Origin of the sequence: Flavisolibacter nicotianae, from assembly GCF_003628535.1 — a bacterium.
In the GTDB taxonomy this organism is placed as follows: Bacteria; Bacteroidota; Bacteroidia; order Chitinophagales; family Chitinophagaceae; genus Flavisolibacter; species Flavisolibacter nicotianae.
In genome coordinates this window covers 15,072-33,196 of sequence record NZ_RBCI01000018.1, presented here as the reverse complement: position 1 = coordinate 33,196, position 18,125 = coordinate 15,072, and the positions used below count along the sequence as shown (strand labels likewise).

8 protein-coding genes are annotated in these 18,125 nt (G+C 48.4%); 6 read left to right on the top strand and 2 right to left on the bottom strand.

Features of this window, described 5'->3' with window-relative positions; all coding sequences use genetic code 11:
- Nucleotide 1: 1 nt before the first annotated feature.
- Entirely contained in the window at nucleotides 2-3,145 is a 3,144-nt protein-coding gene (locus D6024_RS25050; protein WP_121357570.1) for a SusC/RagA family TonB-linked outer membrane protein, read from the bottom strand.
- Nucleotides 3,146-4,646: 1,501 nt separating this feature from the next.
- Here D6024_RS25050 and D6024_RS25045 point away from each other — a divergent pair.
- From D6024_RS25045 to D6024_RS25020, 6 genes are all read left to right on the top strand, one after another.
- A complete protein-coding gene (locus D6024_RS25045; RefSeq protein WP_121357569.1) occupies nucleotides 4,647-6,224 on the top strand; it encodes a glycoside hydrolase family 43 protein in 1,578 nt (525 codons plus the stop codon).
- A 43-nt stretch (nucleotides 6,225-6,267) separates the two neighbouring features.
- Nucleotides 6,268-8,208, top strand: a complete 1,941-nt coding sequence (locus tag D6024_RS25040; RefSeq protein WP_121357568.1) for a glycoside hydrolase family 97 protein — start codon at nucleotides 6,268-6,270, stop codon at nucleotides 8,206-8,208.
- A 59-nt stretch (nucleotides 8,209-8,267) separates the two neighbouring features.
- Nucleotides 8,268-9,386, top strand: coding sequence for an endo-1,4-beta-xylanase (locus D6024_RS25035; RefSeq protein WP_121357567.1), 1,119 nt, complete (start codon nucleotides 8,268-8,270; stop codon nucleotides 9,384-9,386).
- 75 nt (nucleotides 9,387-9,461) lie between these two features.
- A complete protein-coding gene (locus tag D6024_RS25030) occupies nucleotides 9,462-11,591 on the top strand; it encodes an alpha-L-arabinofuranosidase C-terminal domain-containing protein (protein WP_121357566.1) in 2,130 nt (709 codons plus the stop codon).
- A 28-nt stretch (nucleotides 11,592-11,619) separates the two neighbouring features.
- Complete coding sequence (locus D6024_RS25025; RefSeq protein WP_121357565.1) at nucleotides 11,620-12,483, top strand: sialate O-acetylesterase; 864 nt, start codon at nucleotides 11,620-11,622, stop codon at nucleotides 12,481-12,483.
- A gap of 188 nt (nucleotides 12,484-12,671) precedes the next feature.
- A complete protein-coding gene (locus D6024_RS25020) occupies nucleotides 12,672-13,619 on the top strand; it encodes an alpha/beta hydrolase (protein WP_121357564.1) in 948 nt (315 codons plus the stop codon).
- Nucleotides 13,620-13,870: 251 nt separating this feature from the next.
- On the opposite strand, the gene D6024_RS25015 is transcribed toward D6024_RS25020, so the two are convergent.
- Nucleotides 13,871-18,073 (bottom strand): hybrid sensor histidine kinase/response regulator transcription factor, encoded by a 4,203-nt coding sequence (locus D6024_RS25015; protein WP_162945017.1) that lies wholly within the window; start codon nucleotides 18,071-18,073, stop codon nucleotides 13,871-13,873.
- Nucleotides 18,074-18,125 lie beyond the last annotated feature (52 nt).

Genomic DNA, 18,125 nt, shown 5'->3' with positions numbered 1-18,125 from the left:
ATTAAAGGGTCAGGTTGATGCCAAATGTGTAATACCGCGGCGGTGGAATGATGGAACGGTCTGATGGCGGATTCACCCGGTATTCTGCATCCCAATAAATCCAGTCGGGTTGATAAACAGCAACATTATTGACGTTTACATAAAACTTCAAGCCTTGAATTTTAGCTCTCGAAACTAACTTCTCCGGTAATGTATACGCAAGGGCCAACGTGCTTAATCTAATTAATGATGTTTTCCGGTACACGCTAAAACCAGCGCTGCCATTGCTTGAAAAAAGCCTTGCATAGTCATTGATCGGATTTTCAGGCGTCCAGTAGGGAACGATGTATGAATTTTGCCGGTCAATAAAGCCACCGTTGTTTTTAGCCTGGTTAAATTCCTCCTTTTGCCCCCAAAGCGAGTAGATCATGAAGGAGAAGTCGAAGTTCTTGTAAGTAAAATCGTTTCGCAATGTCCATTGAAACCGCGGGCTTCGGTAACCCAGGAATTGGCGGTCGGCATCCGAAAATTTTCCGTCCTTGTTGACGTCCTCAATTTTAAAATCTCCCGGCTTCACACCGTATTTGGCCGCTTCCGTGGCTTCGTTTTGTTGCCATACACCCAGGACTTTCAGATCCCAGATTTCGTCAATCTCATGTCCGATAAACCAGCGGTTAGCAACATCGTCTTTCTCGGACTGCCCGATCAGTTTACCGGTGGCATCATAATCGGGCGTTGGTCCATACAAATGCACGATCTTGTTACGGTTCAAGGTGAAGTTGGCGGTTGATCGCCAGGAGAAATCCCGGTTTTTCAGGTTCACTGTGTTGATACTGAGTTCAATGCCCCTGTTTTGTACTTCACCGAGGTTGTCAAGCACGTTGGCAAATCCGGTAACATCGGGTAAGGCACGGTTGATCAACAAGTCTTTGGTTGATTTGCGATACACATCAATAGAACCGTTTATTCTGTTGTTGAAAAGAGAATAATCCAAACCAATGTCATACGATTCGGTTCGTTCCCATTTCAAGCCGGGGTTTTGCAGGCGGCTTACATATAATTGTGAAATGAGCAGGATTTGGCCACTGGGCAGGATGTATTGGTACTTACCAGTCGTTAGATTCGACAGGGCAGAATAACGGCCAATGTCGCGGTTGCCATTAATACCCCAGGAGGCACGCAGCTTACCGTAGTTTAACCACCGTGCATTCACAAAGCTCTCTTTCGAGAACACCCAGCCCAGAGCAATTGAGGGAAACGTCGCCCTTGGATTCTGGAGACCAAAGGCCGAGTAGCCATCACGGCGAATGGATGATGTTAGCAGGTATTTATCTCTAAACGCATAATTCAAACGAGCCATCAAGGCATCGCCGGTGCTTCTTTCATCATTGCTGCTAACGACTGGCTTTATCCCGGCGCCAATGTTGTGATAACTCAGTTTGTCGTTAGGGTCAAAACCTTCGTTGTCCATTTGATTATTCCACAACTGGAATTTCTCTGCATTCACAAGAAAGGTCGCGTCAAACTTGTGATCGCCGAACGTTTTGTTCCACATCAGCAGGTTGTCCATCTGCCAGTTGACGGTTGTTTGATCTCTTCTTGTCGCAACGCCTTTTCTGACAGAATACCTGAAATCTTTTGCGGAAATTCCGTTGAAGTAGCGGTAGAATTCAAAGTTGGGTGTGAAATTGACCTGGTAGGAAAAGCCAAAAGGCAGGTTCCCTTTTGCGTAAAGGCTTCCGAATAAGGTATTGTATTTCTGAAGGCGGTTGGTGTAGGTATTATCCAGAAACGGGTTCAGGTTGTTACCAACGTCGTCGTTGGGGCTGTCTCGCAAAGTCACCCCGTCGGCCTTGTACACTTCACCATAAGGCGAGGCATTCACCATTTGTCCCCAGGTAACCGGCACCTGGCTTTCGTCGCGGTCAGCAAACTGCATGTTAAGGCCGACCGTCATGAATTTTGCAGCTCTCGCTTCAACATTCACACGGGTTCTGAATGTAGAAAATTTATCACCGACAATGTAGCCTTCATTGTTGGTGTAGTTCATTGACAGGTAATAGGAGACCTCATCTTTCTTGCCTGAAATACTTACCGTATGATCGTTTCGCATGCCCGTTTGAAACATCATGTTATACCAATTGGTTGTTTTACCAATTTTATAATTTTCCCGTTCTACAGGCAATAATTTCAACCGGGTCAGCCAAATATCAATCGGATCACCCTGTGAGTTGTCGTACGCCTTCCATTGATCAATTGAAATATTTGAAGGAAGCGTTCTGGGATCATCAAACTGGTAAGGCTTTGCGTTGCTAATGTTGATGCTTTTCAGGACGTCGGTCCTCCATCTGATGAAGCCTGGGCCGTCATAAAGTGGCTCATTCATGGCCAGGGTGGCCAGGCCAAAGTTGCTGTTAAACGTAATGGTCGGCTTTGAACCGGACCCCTTTTTCGTAGTGATCAGTATAACACCGCTAGCTGCCTTTGCACCGTAAACGGCAGCCGAACTCGCATCTTTTAAGACGTCAACAGTCAGGATGTCGTTCGGGTTGATATCGGAAAGATCGCCGGGATAAATGACACCGTCAACCACGATCAACGGAGAGGTTCCTGCATTAATAGACGACCGGCCTCTGACCAGCAGATTTCCGCCTCCTTTTGCATTCGGACTTGACGTGACACTCAAGCCGGGTACATTCCCTCTCAGGACATCCTGCACGCTGGTTGGGTTTTCATTTTCCAACTGCGTGGCTTTTACCTGCGATACGGCACCGGTTACGTCTTTCCGTTGACGCGTACCGTAACCGATTACCACCACATCGCTCATGGTATTGGCAGATTCAGCTAAGGTGACTGAAATGCTTGTTCTCCCGGATACAGAAATTTGCTGGGGGGTGTAGCCTGTATAGCTAACTTCCAGAACTGCATTATCGGGCACATTCTCCAACATGAAACGGCCATCGCTAAGGGTGGTTGTACCCTTTGAGCTTCCTTTTACAACCACACTTACACCCTGCAAAGGGCTATTCTTACTGTCTAGCACAGTGCCTGAAACAGTATGCGTTCCAATTTGTGCTATTAAAGAAAAAGGAAGGAAAAGGAAAAGGGCATAACAAATACGAGCAAAGGTTTTTACGGAAAAAACCCGGGAAGGACTTCTTCTCATTTAGCAAGGTTTAATTGAGTTTGCGGTGCCAATAGATTATTGTACAACTAATCTACTTCTGACAGATTGTTTGAAATTAAATTTTTATAACATTACAATACAAATTTTTTTTGCTGTTTTTATCAACAGTTGTTCGTAGTTCAAATGATCGCACAGAAAGGCTTCAAGGAATTAGAGCTGCGTGATACCATCGCAAATAGAAACGAAATGTCCTGATATAGTTGTGCCCGGTATAACGTAAAAGATCAAGTGCTTCAGCTTTCTTATTCGACGACAAAGAGCAGGTCAGGACCTTGGTGAAGACAGAGCAAAAAAGGAGCCCCTACATTCTATCGTTTATACACAATCGAAGATATAGGTCATCTACTCAGCTAAGAGTGAAAAGTTGCATAGGGAAAAACTTGGCAATTGCTAATGTTCCATTCCTGCCAGGACAAAAGGATGTAGAAAGCAAAGCCAAGTACCCAGCAACTTGCAGACGGTGAGGATTTTTTACCACTTCCTTCTTTAAAATACTTCAGCGGCTTCCATCACCGGCAAATTCGAGCGATTTGACCTGCAGTCAACGTAGGTTTACCTTCTCGATTCTATCATAGGTCCTCGAAAAAAGAGGTGGCAAATGACGCGACAAACAACTCTACCCATACCGTTTATCTTCCACCCCTGCTGATATGTATAACCTTCCCATCACGGCGCTGAACCGTATCCGCGTAAAGCTTGGCGGCATAAGACCCCATTTGGAAGGTCCGGTAACTTAAACTTCTACGCCTACGATCATTACACGATTATTTTTGAGTCATGCCTGCCAACTGCAACGAATGTAAATGGGTTGCTATGTGTTACCCAAAAATTGTCGATCAGATCTCCAATGAGGAGTACCCGGTGTGGTATGAGAGCTCCATAAGCTGAACCGATTGAAGCAATGCAACATACAGGATCTAAGAATAGGACGTTATTAGCGGCAACGTACGTGGCCGAAGACTGTTTGCAAGTTATCATCCTTTTTGGAAGTTGGTTTAGACACACTCAAATCCAAGGGCTGATTCCTCCAAAAAAAGATTTTGGATTTTATCAGTAAGGTCGACGCTTAGCCAGTAAAAAGGGCAGAAAAGTTCGTTTGCGAACATTTGTCCCATTCATTTCAACAATTCAGCCATTGCAGCGGGACTGGCCTATCTACTTTTACGACCCATTTCAAGCCAAATTGACAGGATAAAATGAGCCTCAGGATTGCGGTACTTGCTTGCCTCTTTTTTGGGTGCGCTTACCATTGAAGCCAGGGTCCGGTATGCAGCCAGCCCCGATAGCGTAAGGTGCCAGAGGCAGAATGAGGCAAACGTGCAATTATGCAATAACTGTTTATGAAGCGTCGTAAGAACTAAAAAGGCAGTCATTATATGAGGAGGTTGAGGCATTTGGAAACTATCTTTCAGCTGTCTGAGCCAATAGGAGAAACAGGAGAAGTGGTATGGGTTTGCCACCAATTAAACAAAATAGTCAAATGAAGAGACGGTTGTTTCGATATGGGTTTCTTGTTCCTGCTTTTCTTTTTCTTGTGTCGCAAGCGCAAGCGCAGAAAGCAACCAATCCGGTTATTTATGCCGATGTGCCGGACATGTCGATGGTCCGTGTTGGCGATACCTATTACATGAGCAGCACCACCATGCACCTGAGCCCCGGTGTGCCCATCATGAAATCCAAAGACCTGGTGAACTGGAAGCTGGTAAATTATGCTTACGACACGCTGGCCAATGTGGATGCGCTCAACCTGGAAAACGGGAAAAGCGCTTATGGAAAAGGCTCCTGGGCCAGTAGCCTGCGTTACCACAAAGGCACGTTTTATGTTTCCACTTTTGCGCAGACCACCGGGAAGACTTACATCTATTCAACAAAAAACATAGAGCGAGGCCCCTGGAAGGTATCCTCTTTCAAGCCCAGTTTCCACGACCATTCCCTGTTCTTTGACGACGACGGGCGGGTTTACCTGGTCTATGGCGGCGGAAGGCTTCGTTTGGTAGAGCTCACAGCCGATGCCTCGGGTGTAAAGCCCGGTACAACGGAGCAAGTCATTATTGAAAATGCCAGCGCACCTTCCGGTGCAAATGTTGGTTTGCCTGCCGAAGGTTCACAACTGTTTAAAGTGGCCGGTAAATATTACCTCTTCAACATCACCTGGCCCAGAGGCGGCATGCGCACCGTTGTTATACACCGGGCCGATAAAATTACCGGTCCCTGGGAAGGCCGGGTGGCGCTGCAGGATTTGGGCGTGGCGCAGGGTGGATTGATCAACACGCCCAAAGGAGAGTGGTTTGCTTACCTGTTTCGTGACTACGGTGCGGTGGGCCGGATACCCTACCTGGTTCCGGTAAAGTGGAAAGATAACTGGCCTGTCCTGGGCGTGGATGGAAAAGTGCCCGGAACACTCGACCTGCCTGCCAGCAAAGGTTTGATCCCCGGCATTGTGGCCTCCGATGAATTTTACTATAAAAAAGGCAGGCAAGCATTGTCCCTGGTTTGGCAATGGAACCACAATCCCGATAACAGTTTATGGTCGGTTACAGACCGGAAAGGCTTTCTACGCCTCACCACCGGCCGGGTGGACACCTCCATTTACTTTGCCCGCAATATGCTCACGCAACGCACCGTGGGCCCGGTCTGTTCCGGTACTACGGCTATTGACGTGGAGAATATGAAGGACGGTGACTGTGCGGGTCTTACACTTTGGTCAAAGCAATACGGCTGGGTGGGTGTAAAGGCTGAGGGCGGCGCAAAATACATCGTGATGGTAAGTGGCGAAAAAGCGGCGCCGGAAGAAGTGGAGCGTGTTCCGCTGACGCAAAAAAAGCTGTACCTGAAAGCCGATGCTGATTTTACCAACCGTTCCGATAAAGGCCGGTTCTATTACAGCCTCGACGGCAAAACATGGACGCCGCTCGGTGCGCCGATACAGATGGTCTATACACTGGCGCATTTCATGGGCTACCGCTTTGGCCTGTTCAATTATGCCACCAAAGAAGCCGGCGGATACGTGGACTTCGATTATTTCCGCATCGCCGATAAAATCTCACCAACGAAATAAGACAAACCGTTTTTTTGAACAACCCAGCTAACGATTGCCGTAAATGAAGAACGCAAGCCTTTTAGTCCTTTCTGTGATTTGCTTTTTGTTTGCCAGCGCACAAGAGAAAACGTACACGATCACCAGCCCTGATAAAAACATTGTTGTCAGCTGCGTTCCTGCTGCGGCCGTTTACAAGATTCAGTACAAAGGGCAAACTGTTCTTGCCGATTCAAAACTTGGCCTGATCAGAGACGATGAAGACTTTTCCCGAAACCTGAAGGTGGTAAACGCTTCACCCGCTGCGACGGTAAAAGACAGTTATACGCTATTGACGGCAAAGAAGAAAAACATCACCTATACAGCTACCCGGAGAGTCATTGAAACCAAGACCGCTTCCGGAAAACGGATGAACATTGCATTCCAGGTATCCAACGATGGCGTAGCGTTCCGGTACGAATTTCCGGAGGTCTCAACTGATGTAAAGAAGATCAGCGCTGAAGCAACGTCTTTTCATTTCAACGAGGGCACAAGGGCATGGCTGCAACCTAAAACTGAAGCGCAAACCGGGTTTGAACATACCAACCCGTCGTACGAAGCACACTACATGACGGATATTGCAACGGGCACACCCTCGCCGGGGAAGAACGGATGGGTTTTTCCGGCTTTGTTTCGGTACAACGACACCTGGCTGCTGATTACCGAAGCGGCATTGGGAAGAACCTATTGCGGTACGGCCCTGCAACAATTTTCTCCCGATAACGAATACAAAATCAATTTTCCTGAACCGCAAGAAGTGTTTACCAATGGAAAGCCAACCTTGAATCCGGAGTCCACCTTGCCCTGGAAAACACCCTGGCGGATCATTGTTATCGGTAATTTAAAAACGATCACAGAATCCACGCTCGGAACCGACCTGGCTTTGCCGGCGAAGAGAATGGATCCTTCTTTTATCAAACCGGGTAAAGCATCCTGGAGCTGGGTGTTGAAAAAAGATGATTCGACAGTCTTCAGCGTACAAAAACGGTACATTGATTTTGCCGCCGGCATGAAGTGGCAATACTGCCTGATTGATGCAGATTGGGATAAACGGATTGGCTATGACTCAGTGAAACTGCTGGCTGACTATGGCAAACAAAAAGGCGTGGGTCTTTTGCTTTGGTACAATTCCGCAGGCAGTTGGAACACCGTGAAAATGACCCCGAAAGACAAGCTGCTCACGCATGAAGACCGCAGGAAAGAGTTTTCCCGTCTGCATGAAATGGGGGTGAAAGGCATCAAGGTTGATTTTTTCGGCGGCGACGGTCAGTCCATGATTAACTATTACCAGGACATTTTGGAAGATGCGGCGGCCAACCGGTTACTGGTCAATTTTCATGGTGCCACGCTGCCAAGAGGATGGCACCGGACCTATCCGAATTTAATGACCACGGAAGCGGTGCAAGGGTATGAAATGATTACATTCAACCAGGGGGATGCCAACAGATTTCCTTCTCATGCCACGATGGTTGCGATGGTTCGCAATGCGTTTGACCCGATGGATTTCACACCGATGAACCTGTACAAAATCCCCCGCATCAAACGGGTGACGACAGCCGCTTTTGAACTGGCAACGTCCGTCCTGTTTTTATCGGGCATTCAGCATTATGCCGAAAGCCCGGACGGGATGGCCCATGTACCGGAATATGTAAAAGACTTTTTGCGGAAGCTTCCCGATAGCTGGGACGATGTCAGGTTCGTTGACGGTTATCCTGGCAAATTTTACGTGGTGGCAAGAAAGGCTGCAAATAAATGGTACGTCGCCGGCATCAACGGTGAAAACGGGGACAAGCAATTGACGCTTGACCTGTCCTTTTTGAAAAACAAAAAAGGAAAACTGATTGCCTCAGGTCCTGTCACAGGCGACGAACCCTCGTTTGAACAGACGCCGGTCACCTTGTCAACCGCGGGCAAAACGAACATCACATTAAAAGCAAACGACGGCTTTGTCGCCGTATTTGAATAAAAGGGGAGGACCCTGTCTGTCCATCCTGTACGATTTATTTCAACGCAATTTCTTCAAACATGAATACACTCAAAGGAACACTCGTTGTGCTTGCCGTAACGCTGTTTTTTGCGTCTTGCTCCAGCAGCGTGAAAATAACCGGTGAAAAGCCCGGTACAGCCAACACCAAAGGATTGAAAGATTACTACAAGGATTTTTTCCCCATCGGCGTGGCCGTTGCGCCGCGCATGTTGCACGGTGAGGATTCGGCACTGATCGTAAACCAGTTCAATAGCCTGACCGCGGAAAACGCCATGAAGATGGGACCTCTTCACCCAAGGGAAAACGAATACTTCTGGAAAGATGGCGACTCAATTGCGTTCTTTGCCAAAAAGCACGGACTGCGGTTAAGGGGCCACAACCTGTGCTGGCATGCGCAGGCTCCTAACTGGATGTTCAAGAATGCAAACGGCGATACCGTAACGAAAGAAGTGTTGCTGCAACGGTTAAAAGACCACATCACCACCGTGGTGAAGCATTACAAAGATTATGTCTATGGCTGGGACGTGGTGAATGAAGCCATTGACGACAGGGAGAATGTCTTTTATCGTCCGTCGGCCTGGTATCGCATCTGCGGCGAAGAGTTCATTGCTAAGGCGTTTGAGTATGCACACGCTGCTGATCCGAAAGCTGTTCTTTTCTACAACGATTACAATACCGAAAACCCAAAGAAGCGGGAAAAAATTTACCAGATGGTAAAGAAGTTAAAAGAAGCGGGTATTCCCATTCATGGGGTAGGCTTGCAGGGCCACTGGTCGGTGAACAATCCGTCGCGGGAAGAACTGGAAAAGTCGATCAAGATGTTCTCCTCCCTGGGTTTGCAAGTACAGGTCACGGAGCTGGACGTGTCGGTGTATGCGGGCCGGCAGGGTGGTCAGCTCATACAGGGACAGCGCCGTGACTCAGCATCGGCGTTTACTCCTGAAATGGAAGAACAGCAGCGGGAGAAATACAAAATGGCCTTCGATGTATTCCGTCAGTACAAAGGCAAGCTTACCGGCATCACCTTTTGGAACCTCAGCGACCGCTATTCCTGGCTGGATGGAAGAGGCCGAAAAAATTATCCTTTGTTGTTCGATACAAACCGTCAACCCAAAAAAGCATATTGGGATGTGGTGCGTTTTGATGCGGCAAAATAAGGTGCAGAAAAATCACATGATTCTGTAGTTTTCATAACAAGACAAAAAGTTTTTCAAGTAAAAGAATTCACGAAAATGAATACGTTTCAACAAGGTATATTAAAACTGGGTTTTTGCGTGCTGTTGTTTTCTGGTTTGATCGTTCCCGGTGCGCAAGCGCAAAAACCAAAGCTCACCTTGGACCTAACAAAGCCCGGTGCCACTGTCAGCCCGATGTTGTATGGATTGATGACAGAGGAAATCAACCATTCGTATGACGGTGGTTTGTACGCCGAACTGATACGCAACCGTATATTCAAGGACAATAAAAATATACCGGAAGGATGGAGTCTTGTTCGGGATGATTCGGTCGCAAAAGCGAGCATAAAACTGATTGGTACGTCCGAAGAACATGTTCCTTATGAAGAGCGTCGCTTTGCCATCAATGGTGCACTCTCCACGTGCTTGCGGCTGACCGTCGAGAAAGCTGCCGGCAGAGTAGGCATCGCCAATGATGGCTATTGGGGCATTCCGGTAAAGCCTTCCACCGCCTACAAAGCATCTTTTTATTTAAAGGGAACAGACCGGAGGGAACCATTCCGGAATGCCTGGGAGCCAAAGCCGACCACGCCACCGCTCCCGGTGATTGAAAACAATACCCCCGGACCAATAACGGTTACAATTGAAAGCAGGGATGGCAAAACAATCTATGCTTCGGGTGTCATCAATCTTGAAAAAAGCCCTTTTTGGAAAAAATATGACCTGACACTGACCACGGCAGCGAATGTAAAACCCACGGCAGATGCACGGTTTGTCATTTCAACCAATCGTATCGGTCAATATTATTTCAACCTGGTTTCCTTGTTTCCGCCAACTTACAAGAATCGGCCTAACGGCAACCGCCCGGACCTGATGCAAATGATGGTGGACATGAAGCCAAAGTTTCTGCGTTTTCCCGGCGGCAACTACCTGGAAGGACCACTCATTACTGATGCTTTTCCGTGGAAACAAACATTGGGTCCTTTGGAGCAGCGGCCAGGTCACAAAGGTTCCTGGGGTTACCGTGCTTCCGATGGTATGGGACTGCTTGAATTTTTATTGTGGTGTGAAGACATCGGAGCAGAACCGCTGTTAGGTGTGTATGCCGGTTATTCCTTACAGGGCGATCACGTTGACGCGGGTCCGCTTTTAAAGCCTTATGTCGAAGATGCCCTGGATGAAATTGAATACGTCATCGGTGATGTCAATACGTATTGGGGTGCGAAGCGGGCCGCCGATGGTCATCCCGAGCCTTTCAAGCTAAAGTACGTGGAAGTTGGAAACGAAGACTGGTTCGACCGTTCGGGCAGCTACGACGGCCGGTTTACGCAATTCCGCGAGGCCATTGAAAAAAAATACCCTCAACTGACCTGCATCTCTACCATCGCCGATGCACAATACCCGAACTTGAAAGTTACCTCGGGCAAAAAGCCGGCTGTTCTCGATGAGCACTACTACCGCAGCTCCTGGGACATGTGGGCCAACGCGTCGCAATACGACAGCTACGACCGGAATGGTCCAAAGATTTTTGTCGGTGAATGGGCCACACGGGAAGGCGCACCCACCACCAACCTGAATGCAGCACTTGGCGATGCCGCCTGGATGACGGGCATGGAACGCAATGCAGACCATATCATCATGTCCTGTTATGCACCCCTGTTTGTGAATGTGAACACGGCTACCGCCACCGCTCCCAAAGCCTGGCAATGGGACTCGGACCTCATTGGCTACAATGCGCTGACGGCTTATGGTTCGCCTTCGTATTATGTACAGAAGTTGTTCAGCCAATACCTGGGTGATAAGATTGTGCCGGTGACAGCGGAAAATGTACCGATGCAGGACAGGCCGATGAGCAGGAGAGACAGCGCCGCAAACACAAAGCCCAAGCCCGTTCCGACGTTGTTCTATGCGGCCACAAAGGACGAAAAGACAGGCGCTATCTATTTGAAGTTAGTCAACACCACCGGCAAAAAGCAAGCTGTGGACATCAACCTGAACGAATTGGCCAATGTATCGCCGGAGGCAACGCTGGTGGTGGTCAAAGGCGATAAGCCCGAGGCGACCAACACCCTCACTGAGCCGGAAAAGATCGTGCCGGTAACGACGAAAATAAAAGGTATCAAACCGGTGTTTACCAGATCACTCGACCCGTATTCGGTCACTATCCTGCAGTTACAAACCCGGTAATAAACACGCAAACCACCTGCTCACAAACATGAACAAACGCAAAATCATATACAGTTTATTGACGCTGACAGCCTTGCACTGCTTCAGTGCTACAGGCTTTTCGCAGGATAAGAAATTTTATATTTTCCTCTGCTTTGGCCAGTCGAACATGGAAGGCAACGCCAGACCGGAAGCGGTGGATTCTGCCGGCGTGGATAGCCGGTTCAAAGTGCTGGAAGCTGTGGATTGCCCGAACCTTGGACGGAAGAAAGGAGAGTGGTACACGGCCCTTCCGCCGCTGTGCCGTTGCCGCACCGGCCTTTCGCCGGCCGATTATTTTGGCCGGACGTTGGTAGCCAATCTACCGAAGGACGTCACCGTGGGTGTGATCAATGTGGCCATCGGCGGGTGCAAGATCGAGTTATTCATGCAGGACAGCCTTCAGTCTTATGTATCCAAAGCACCGGCGTGGATGATCCCGATGATCAAAGAATACGATGGTAATCCGTATCAACGGCTGGTGGAAATGGCGAAGCTGGCGCAGAAAGACGGTGTGATCAAAGGTGTGCTGTTGCACCAGGGCGAATCCAACACCGGCGATACCACCTGGCCGCAAAAGGTGAAACTGGTCTACGACAATCTACTGAAGGATTTACACCTGAAACCAAAGGCCGTGCCGCTGCTGGCCGGTGAAACGGTGAATGCCGACCAGGGGGGTGCCTGTGCCAGCATGAACAAGATCATTGCCACCTTGCCGAATACCATTCCGAATGCGTATGTCATTTCATCGGCTGGCTTACCGCAACGGGGCGATAAGCTGCATTTTACGGCAGCGGGTTACCGTGAGTTTGGAAAGCGGTATGGGTTGAAAATGCTTTCGTTGTTGGGGTATGCTCCGAAGGAAGGATATTGAGTTCGGGGAAAGAAGAGCTACAGCGAATACAGGATTTACCAGAATGGAGGGAGATGTCATTCCCGGAATTACTCTGTTCAATTGCGTTTTGCACCGGGTGAAAATTATTGTAGATAGAGAACAGACATCTGGCGTTAAAGACACTGCAACAGGATATATTTTAATTTTAAATTAGTAACAACATCTTTATGACTGACAAACGTAGAAGCCTTGCTAAGTCGTCCATTTTAGTCGCCTTACTGATTTTCTCCGCCTCAGTAATGGCACAGGACGGAACCATCTATCCCCTCCAAACCCCTGCAGAGCCGAATGCCATTCCACTCGGCACAGGTGGTGTCGCCAATCAACCAGCCCCCGAGACCTGGTTCCGCCAGTGGGGCGATCCCATGGCGCGGAACATCACTACAGCCACCCTTACTCCCTTTCTGCCCAAACCCGGCACGGCGAACGGCGCGGCCGTTATCGTGGCACCAGGCGGTGGTTTCCGGTGGCTTTCGATGGGCAACGAAGGCTGGGAAGTCGCAGAGGCTCTGGCGAAGCAAGGAATTGCCGCCTTTGTGCTCAAGTACCGGCTTCACCCGACCCCTACATCGCTCGAAGACTTTAAAGCCTGGATGAACCGGCCCCGCCCGGCACCAGCCGCGTCTTCGGATTCGTCGAAAAGTGCAACACCAGCACCTCCGCCACCACTGGATCTGTCTAACCAGTTAGCGGACGCCGAAGCCGCCTATGCCCTAATTCTCAAACACGCCAAAGAGTGGGGGGTTGATACGGCCAGAATTGGCATGATTGGCTTTTCGGCCGGCGCTGGTTTAACGATGCATGCAACACTTCACTCAAAGAACATGAAACTGGCTTTTATCGGCCCGATTTATGGCGGAATGGGTCCGGTTGAGGTTCCGAAGAATGCTCCTCCGATGTTCAATGTGATCGCCTCCGATGATTTTCTTTTCCGCGGTCAGTTTGGTGTGATTGACTCCTGGTTCAAAGCAGGCATACCGGTTGAGTTTCACCTTTACCAGAACGGTGGCCATGGTTTCGGCCTTGGAAATCCCGACCGGACAAGTAATCGTTGGTTTGATGCTTTTATGCACTGGCTGGATGTCAACCGCTTCCTCAAAGCCAAATCCAGCTAACAAAATTCATTGAAGGGAAAGAGTGTTTTCCGATGCGTCTTCCGCTGACAGTGCTTGCTTCAAAGTGAAACCCGCAGCGGCGACGCATCGGTTAGCGTAAGATCCCACAGCGATGCGTACCCACGCAAACTTGAAAAAGGTGCAAGGCGCCACTGTGGGTGACGCATCAGAGAAGAGAAAAAAGACAAAATTATAGTTGAAAGAACCCCGGGAGATGCCTGTCCAGCACGTTGAAACAGTTTCCTTTCCGATTAGGCATCTTTCTGTTCTCTTTCCTTCCGCATCTTATTCACATACTCCGACGGCAGCATGTTAAACTTCGCCTTGAAGGATTTGGCAAAATAGTTCGGTGTGGAAAAGCCAACGGAGTAGGCCACCTGCGCAATGTTCAGATCACTCTTCTCCAGCAAAACGGCGGCTTTGTCCAGCTTTACTGAACGAATGTATTCTACCGGTGTCTGACCTGTTAATTCCAGCAGCTTGCTGTACAACGAACTCCGGCTCATGCCCACGTGCCGGCTCAACTCCTCCACCGACAGTTGCGGATTGGTCAGGTTTTCTTCCAGGTAAAGCATAATCATTGCCAGCAATTTCTCATCCTCCGACTCAACGTTTACTTCCGGCGTGAGCACTTTTATTTGCCTGGTATACGTGTCTTTCAATTTACTGTTCAACACGAGAAGGTTTTTGATTTTTGCATTGAGCAACTCAAAATTGAAAGGCTTCGTGATGTAGTCGTTGGCACCGGTTCCCAATCCCCGCAACTGGTCTTCTTCGCCTGTTAACGCCGTTAGCAGGATCAGCGGTATATGACTGGTCCGTTTGTCGGACTTGATTTTCTTGCTGAAGGCAATTCCGTCCATTAGGGGCATGTTGACGTCGCTGACTATCAACTGCGGGTGATGGGCCAGGGCTTTTTGCCAGCCTTCTTTTCCATTGGCTGCTTCAAACACTTTGTACTGCAGCCGAAGGTTGTCTTTCAAATAAAACCGGAAGTCATCGTTGTCTTCCACAATCAAAATCAAAGGCAATTCTGTTTTGCCACTTACCGGGACCAACTCGCCCAGTTCCTCCGTTGGCTCTTCCACCTGTTCCGTTTCAATAATGGGATTTGTCGTTTTCTGTTGCAATTCACCGCCGGTTTTCGGCGCTTCGAGAGGAACAAAGGGAAGATGAAGGACGAAGGTTGTACCCTGTCCCAATTCGCTTTCCACCTCGATGCTGCCGCCATGCATTTTTACAAATTCTTTTGTGATGGCTAGGCCAATGCCGGTTCCCTGGTTGAGGATGGTGGCCGCTGTGGGGCTTTGAAAAAAGCGTTCGAAAATTTTTTCTTTTTTATCGGCAGGGATACCGATGCCTGTATCACTCACCTTAATGGTCACCCAGGTTTGTGATGGATCGGACGCCTTTTTTTCCTGGTCGACGAGCAAACGGATGTGTCCACCTTCCAGTGTGAACTTAAAGGCATTGGACAAAAGATTGAACAAGATCCGCTCGACCTTGTCGTGGTCAAACAGGGTGTTCAATTGTGCAATGCGGCTCTCAAAGGCAAAATCAATTTGCTTTCTTTCCGAAAGGTCTTTAAAGGAGTCGGACACTTCTTTCACAAAAGCTACCAACTCACCTTCGGTTGCCTGCAGTCTTAGCTCATCTTCTTCCATCTTGCGGAAGTCAAGCAATTGGTTTACGAGATTCAACAGCCTCCTTGCATTCCGTTTGATCATTTGAAGCTGACCCGATGACTGCTCCTTTTTTTCCTGCGACAGCAGGGTATCTACCGGACCCAGGATCAACGAAATCGGCGTTCTGAATTCATGACTCAAATTGGTCAGGAACTTTATTTTCAGCTGGTCAAGTTCACGTATCCGTTCGGTTTCTTTGCGTTCCTGTTCTGCCTGCATTCGTTCCTGCTCCAAGGCAAACGTCCGCCTCAGTTTTTGTAGACTCCGGTGACGGAAGTAAAGCACAAGGCCGCCAAGGAACAGTACGTAAAAAATATAAGCAATCGTAGTGCGCCAGAAAGGTGGATGTACGATGATGCGGATGGTTTTACCCTCATTGTTCCAAACGCCATCGTTGTTGCTGGCTTTTACTCGGAACACATATGTTCCGGGATCGAGATTGGTGTACGAAGCAGCCGTGGTGTTTCCCACGTAGTTCCAGTCCTTGTCAAATCCTTCGAGTTTGTAGGCATATTGGTTTTGTTCCGGCGACGTATAGTTTAAGCCCACAAAACTCAACGCAAAATTTTGTTTATAATCGAGATCGATCTCTTTGGCAATAGCAATGTTCTCGTGTATGGGGCCGTCTTCCGAAGGTGCAACCGATTGGTTTGCCACCCGTAGATCAGTGATCAGGATCGAAGGGATATTGCTGTTTTTCTTCAGGTAAGCAGGGTTGAAATAATTGAAGCCTTCCAGTCCACCAAAAAATAATTCTCCATCCGCCATCCGCAGGCCTGCACCATGAACAAAGTTGTTGTTCTGTACCCCGTTATGGTAGTTGTAGTTGTTGATCTTTTTGGTGCCGATATCAAGGCTGCTGATCCCTTTGTTCGTGCTGAGCCATAGTAAACCTTTTTGATCTTCCAGGATTTTGTAAACGGCGTTGTTTTGCAGACCGTCTTTTTCTGAAAACGTGACGAACTGTTTTGTGCGCTTGTTGAACAAACCCAAGCCTCCGCCGAAAGTTCCCGCCCACATATTCCCCCGGCTGTCTTCCAATAAGGATAGCACCTTGTCGTTTGGTAATTTGCTGTTGTATGAGTTATAAATGGTGAATTTTCCCGAAACAGGATCAAGAACGGCGATACCCCCGCCATGGGTGGCAATCCAGATATTGCCTTCCCTGTCTTCCTCGATATCCCGGATGTATCCGTTGATGGGTAAAAGAACATCGGTTGCTGCCTTCGGGACCGGCGTGTAGTGCATAACAACTTTATTTTCGTCATTCAGGACTTTTATGCCGCCACCGTTAGTACCCAGCCACACTTTTCCCTGGTGATCTTCTTCTATGCAAAAAATATCGTTCGAATTCAGGTCTCCGGTCTTGTCTTCCTGCAGCAGTTGCCGGTAGCTTCCCGAGCCCGGATCGAAGACAAACAACCCATCTGAAAACGTTCCCACCAGTAACTGATTGTTCCGTTTCATTTTAAGGGCAAGAACAGTCAGGCTGCTGGCAGCATTTTTTCTTTCGGATCGAAGAGAGACAGGTTGAAACAATCCTGTTTTGCGGTCGAAGAGGCTAAGGCCGCCACCTTCCGTACCAACGTAAACATTGCCGTTTTTGTCCCCGGCAAACGCATTGACAACAGGAGCGCTTAACCCTTTTTCATCAAAGACATTGCTTTTTACATAATTGAAAAGATTCAGGTTTTTGTCATATCTATTAACGCCTCCACCAATCATGCCCAGCCAGTAGATTCCCTGCCGGTCAATGTAGATAGAACGAACCGATTTGGCTGTCAGGCTATGGATATTACGGTAGTCAAAACTGTATTTCGCGATCCCGCCCGTCCTGGTGTCCAGGATGTCCAGCCCGTCACCGGTGCCCAGCCACAACCTGTCGCCGTCCACAGCAATGGAAGAAATGAAATTGCTGCTTAAGGATAGTCCGTTTTTAGTGGTCTTACCGAAATAAATAAAATCATTCGCACCAGGTTTAAAAAGACTTAAACCGCCATTCGTGCCAATCCAGATATTTCCCGCTTTGTCTTCGACGACTGCATTGATGTTGTTTCCGCTTATACTGCGTGGGTCGTTGTCGGAATGGACAAACTGTGTCAGGGATTTCGTTTTCGGGTTATACTGAAACAGCCCTTCGGTAGTGCCGATCCACATCCGGTGCTGACTGTCTTCGAACAGACAGAGACCGGGCTTTGTAAGGCTGGAACCTGCATTACCGGAGCGTATATCCATTTGCGATACTTTTTTTGTTACCGGGTCAAGGATATTCACGCCCCCAAAATGGGCAATCCATATGTTGCCAAGATAATCGCTGCAAACGTCACGGATGACATTGTTGCTAATGGCGTTTGCTGAACCGTTTGCGGGGAAATTAAGAAAAGCGTCCCTGGTTCGGTCATAAAGACTTAAGGAACCGCCGCTTGTACCAACCCACAAATTCCCGGAATTGTCTTCATAAAGCGCTAAGATTTCATTTGCCTGTAAGCTGGCCGGATCACCCGGCTTATGACGATAGACGGTGAAATTGGTACCATCAAACTTATCCAGTCCATCCTCCGTTGCAAACCAAATCAGGCCATAGCGGTCTTTGAGAATAGCATTTACTGTATTGGAAGAAAGGCCATCCTTGGTGGTTAAGGCTGTAAAATTGATGTTGGTCTGTTGCGCAGAAACCAGCAGGCCCCATCCTGCTATACAGAAGAAAGTCAGCAGGGGCTTTTTAAAAAAACACAGAAGAAAAAAAGGCAGGTTCGAAACTGGTGCCATTTTGTCTTTATCTACCATTGTATTCCCTCTTAGCGTTGTACACATAAATAAA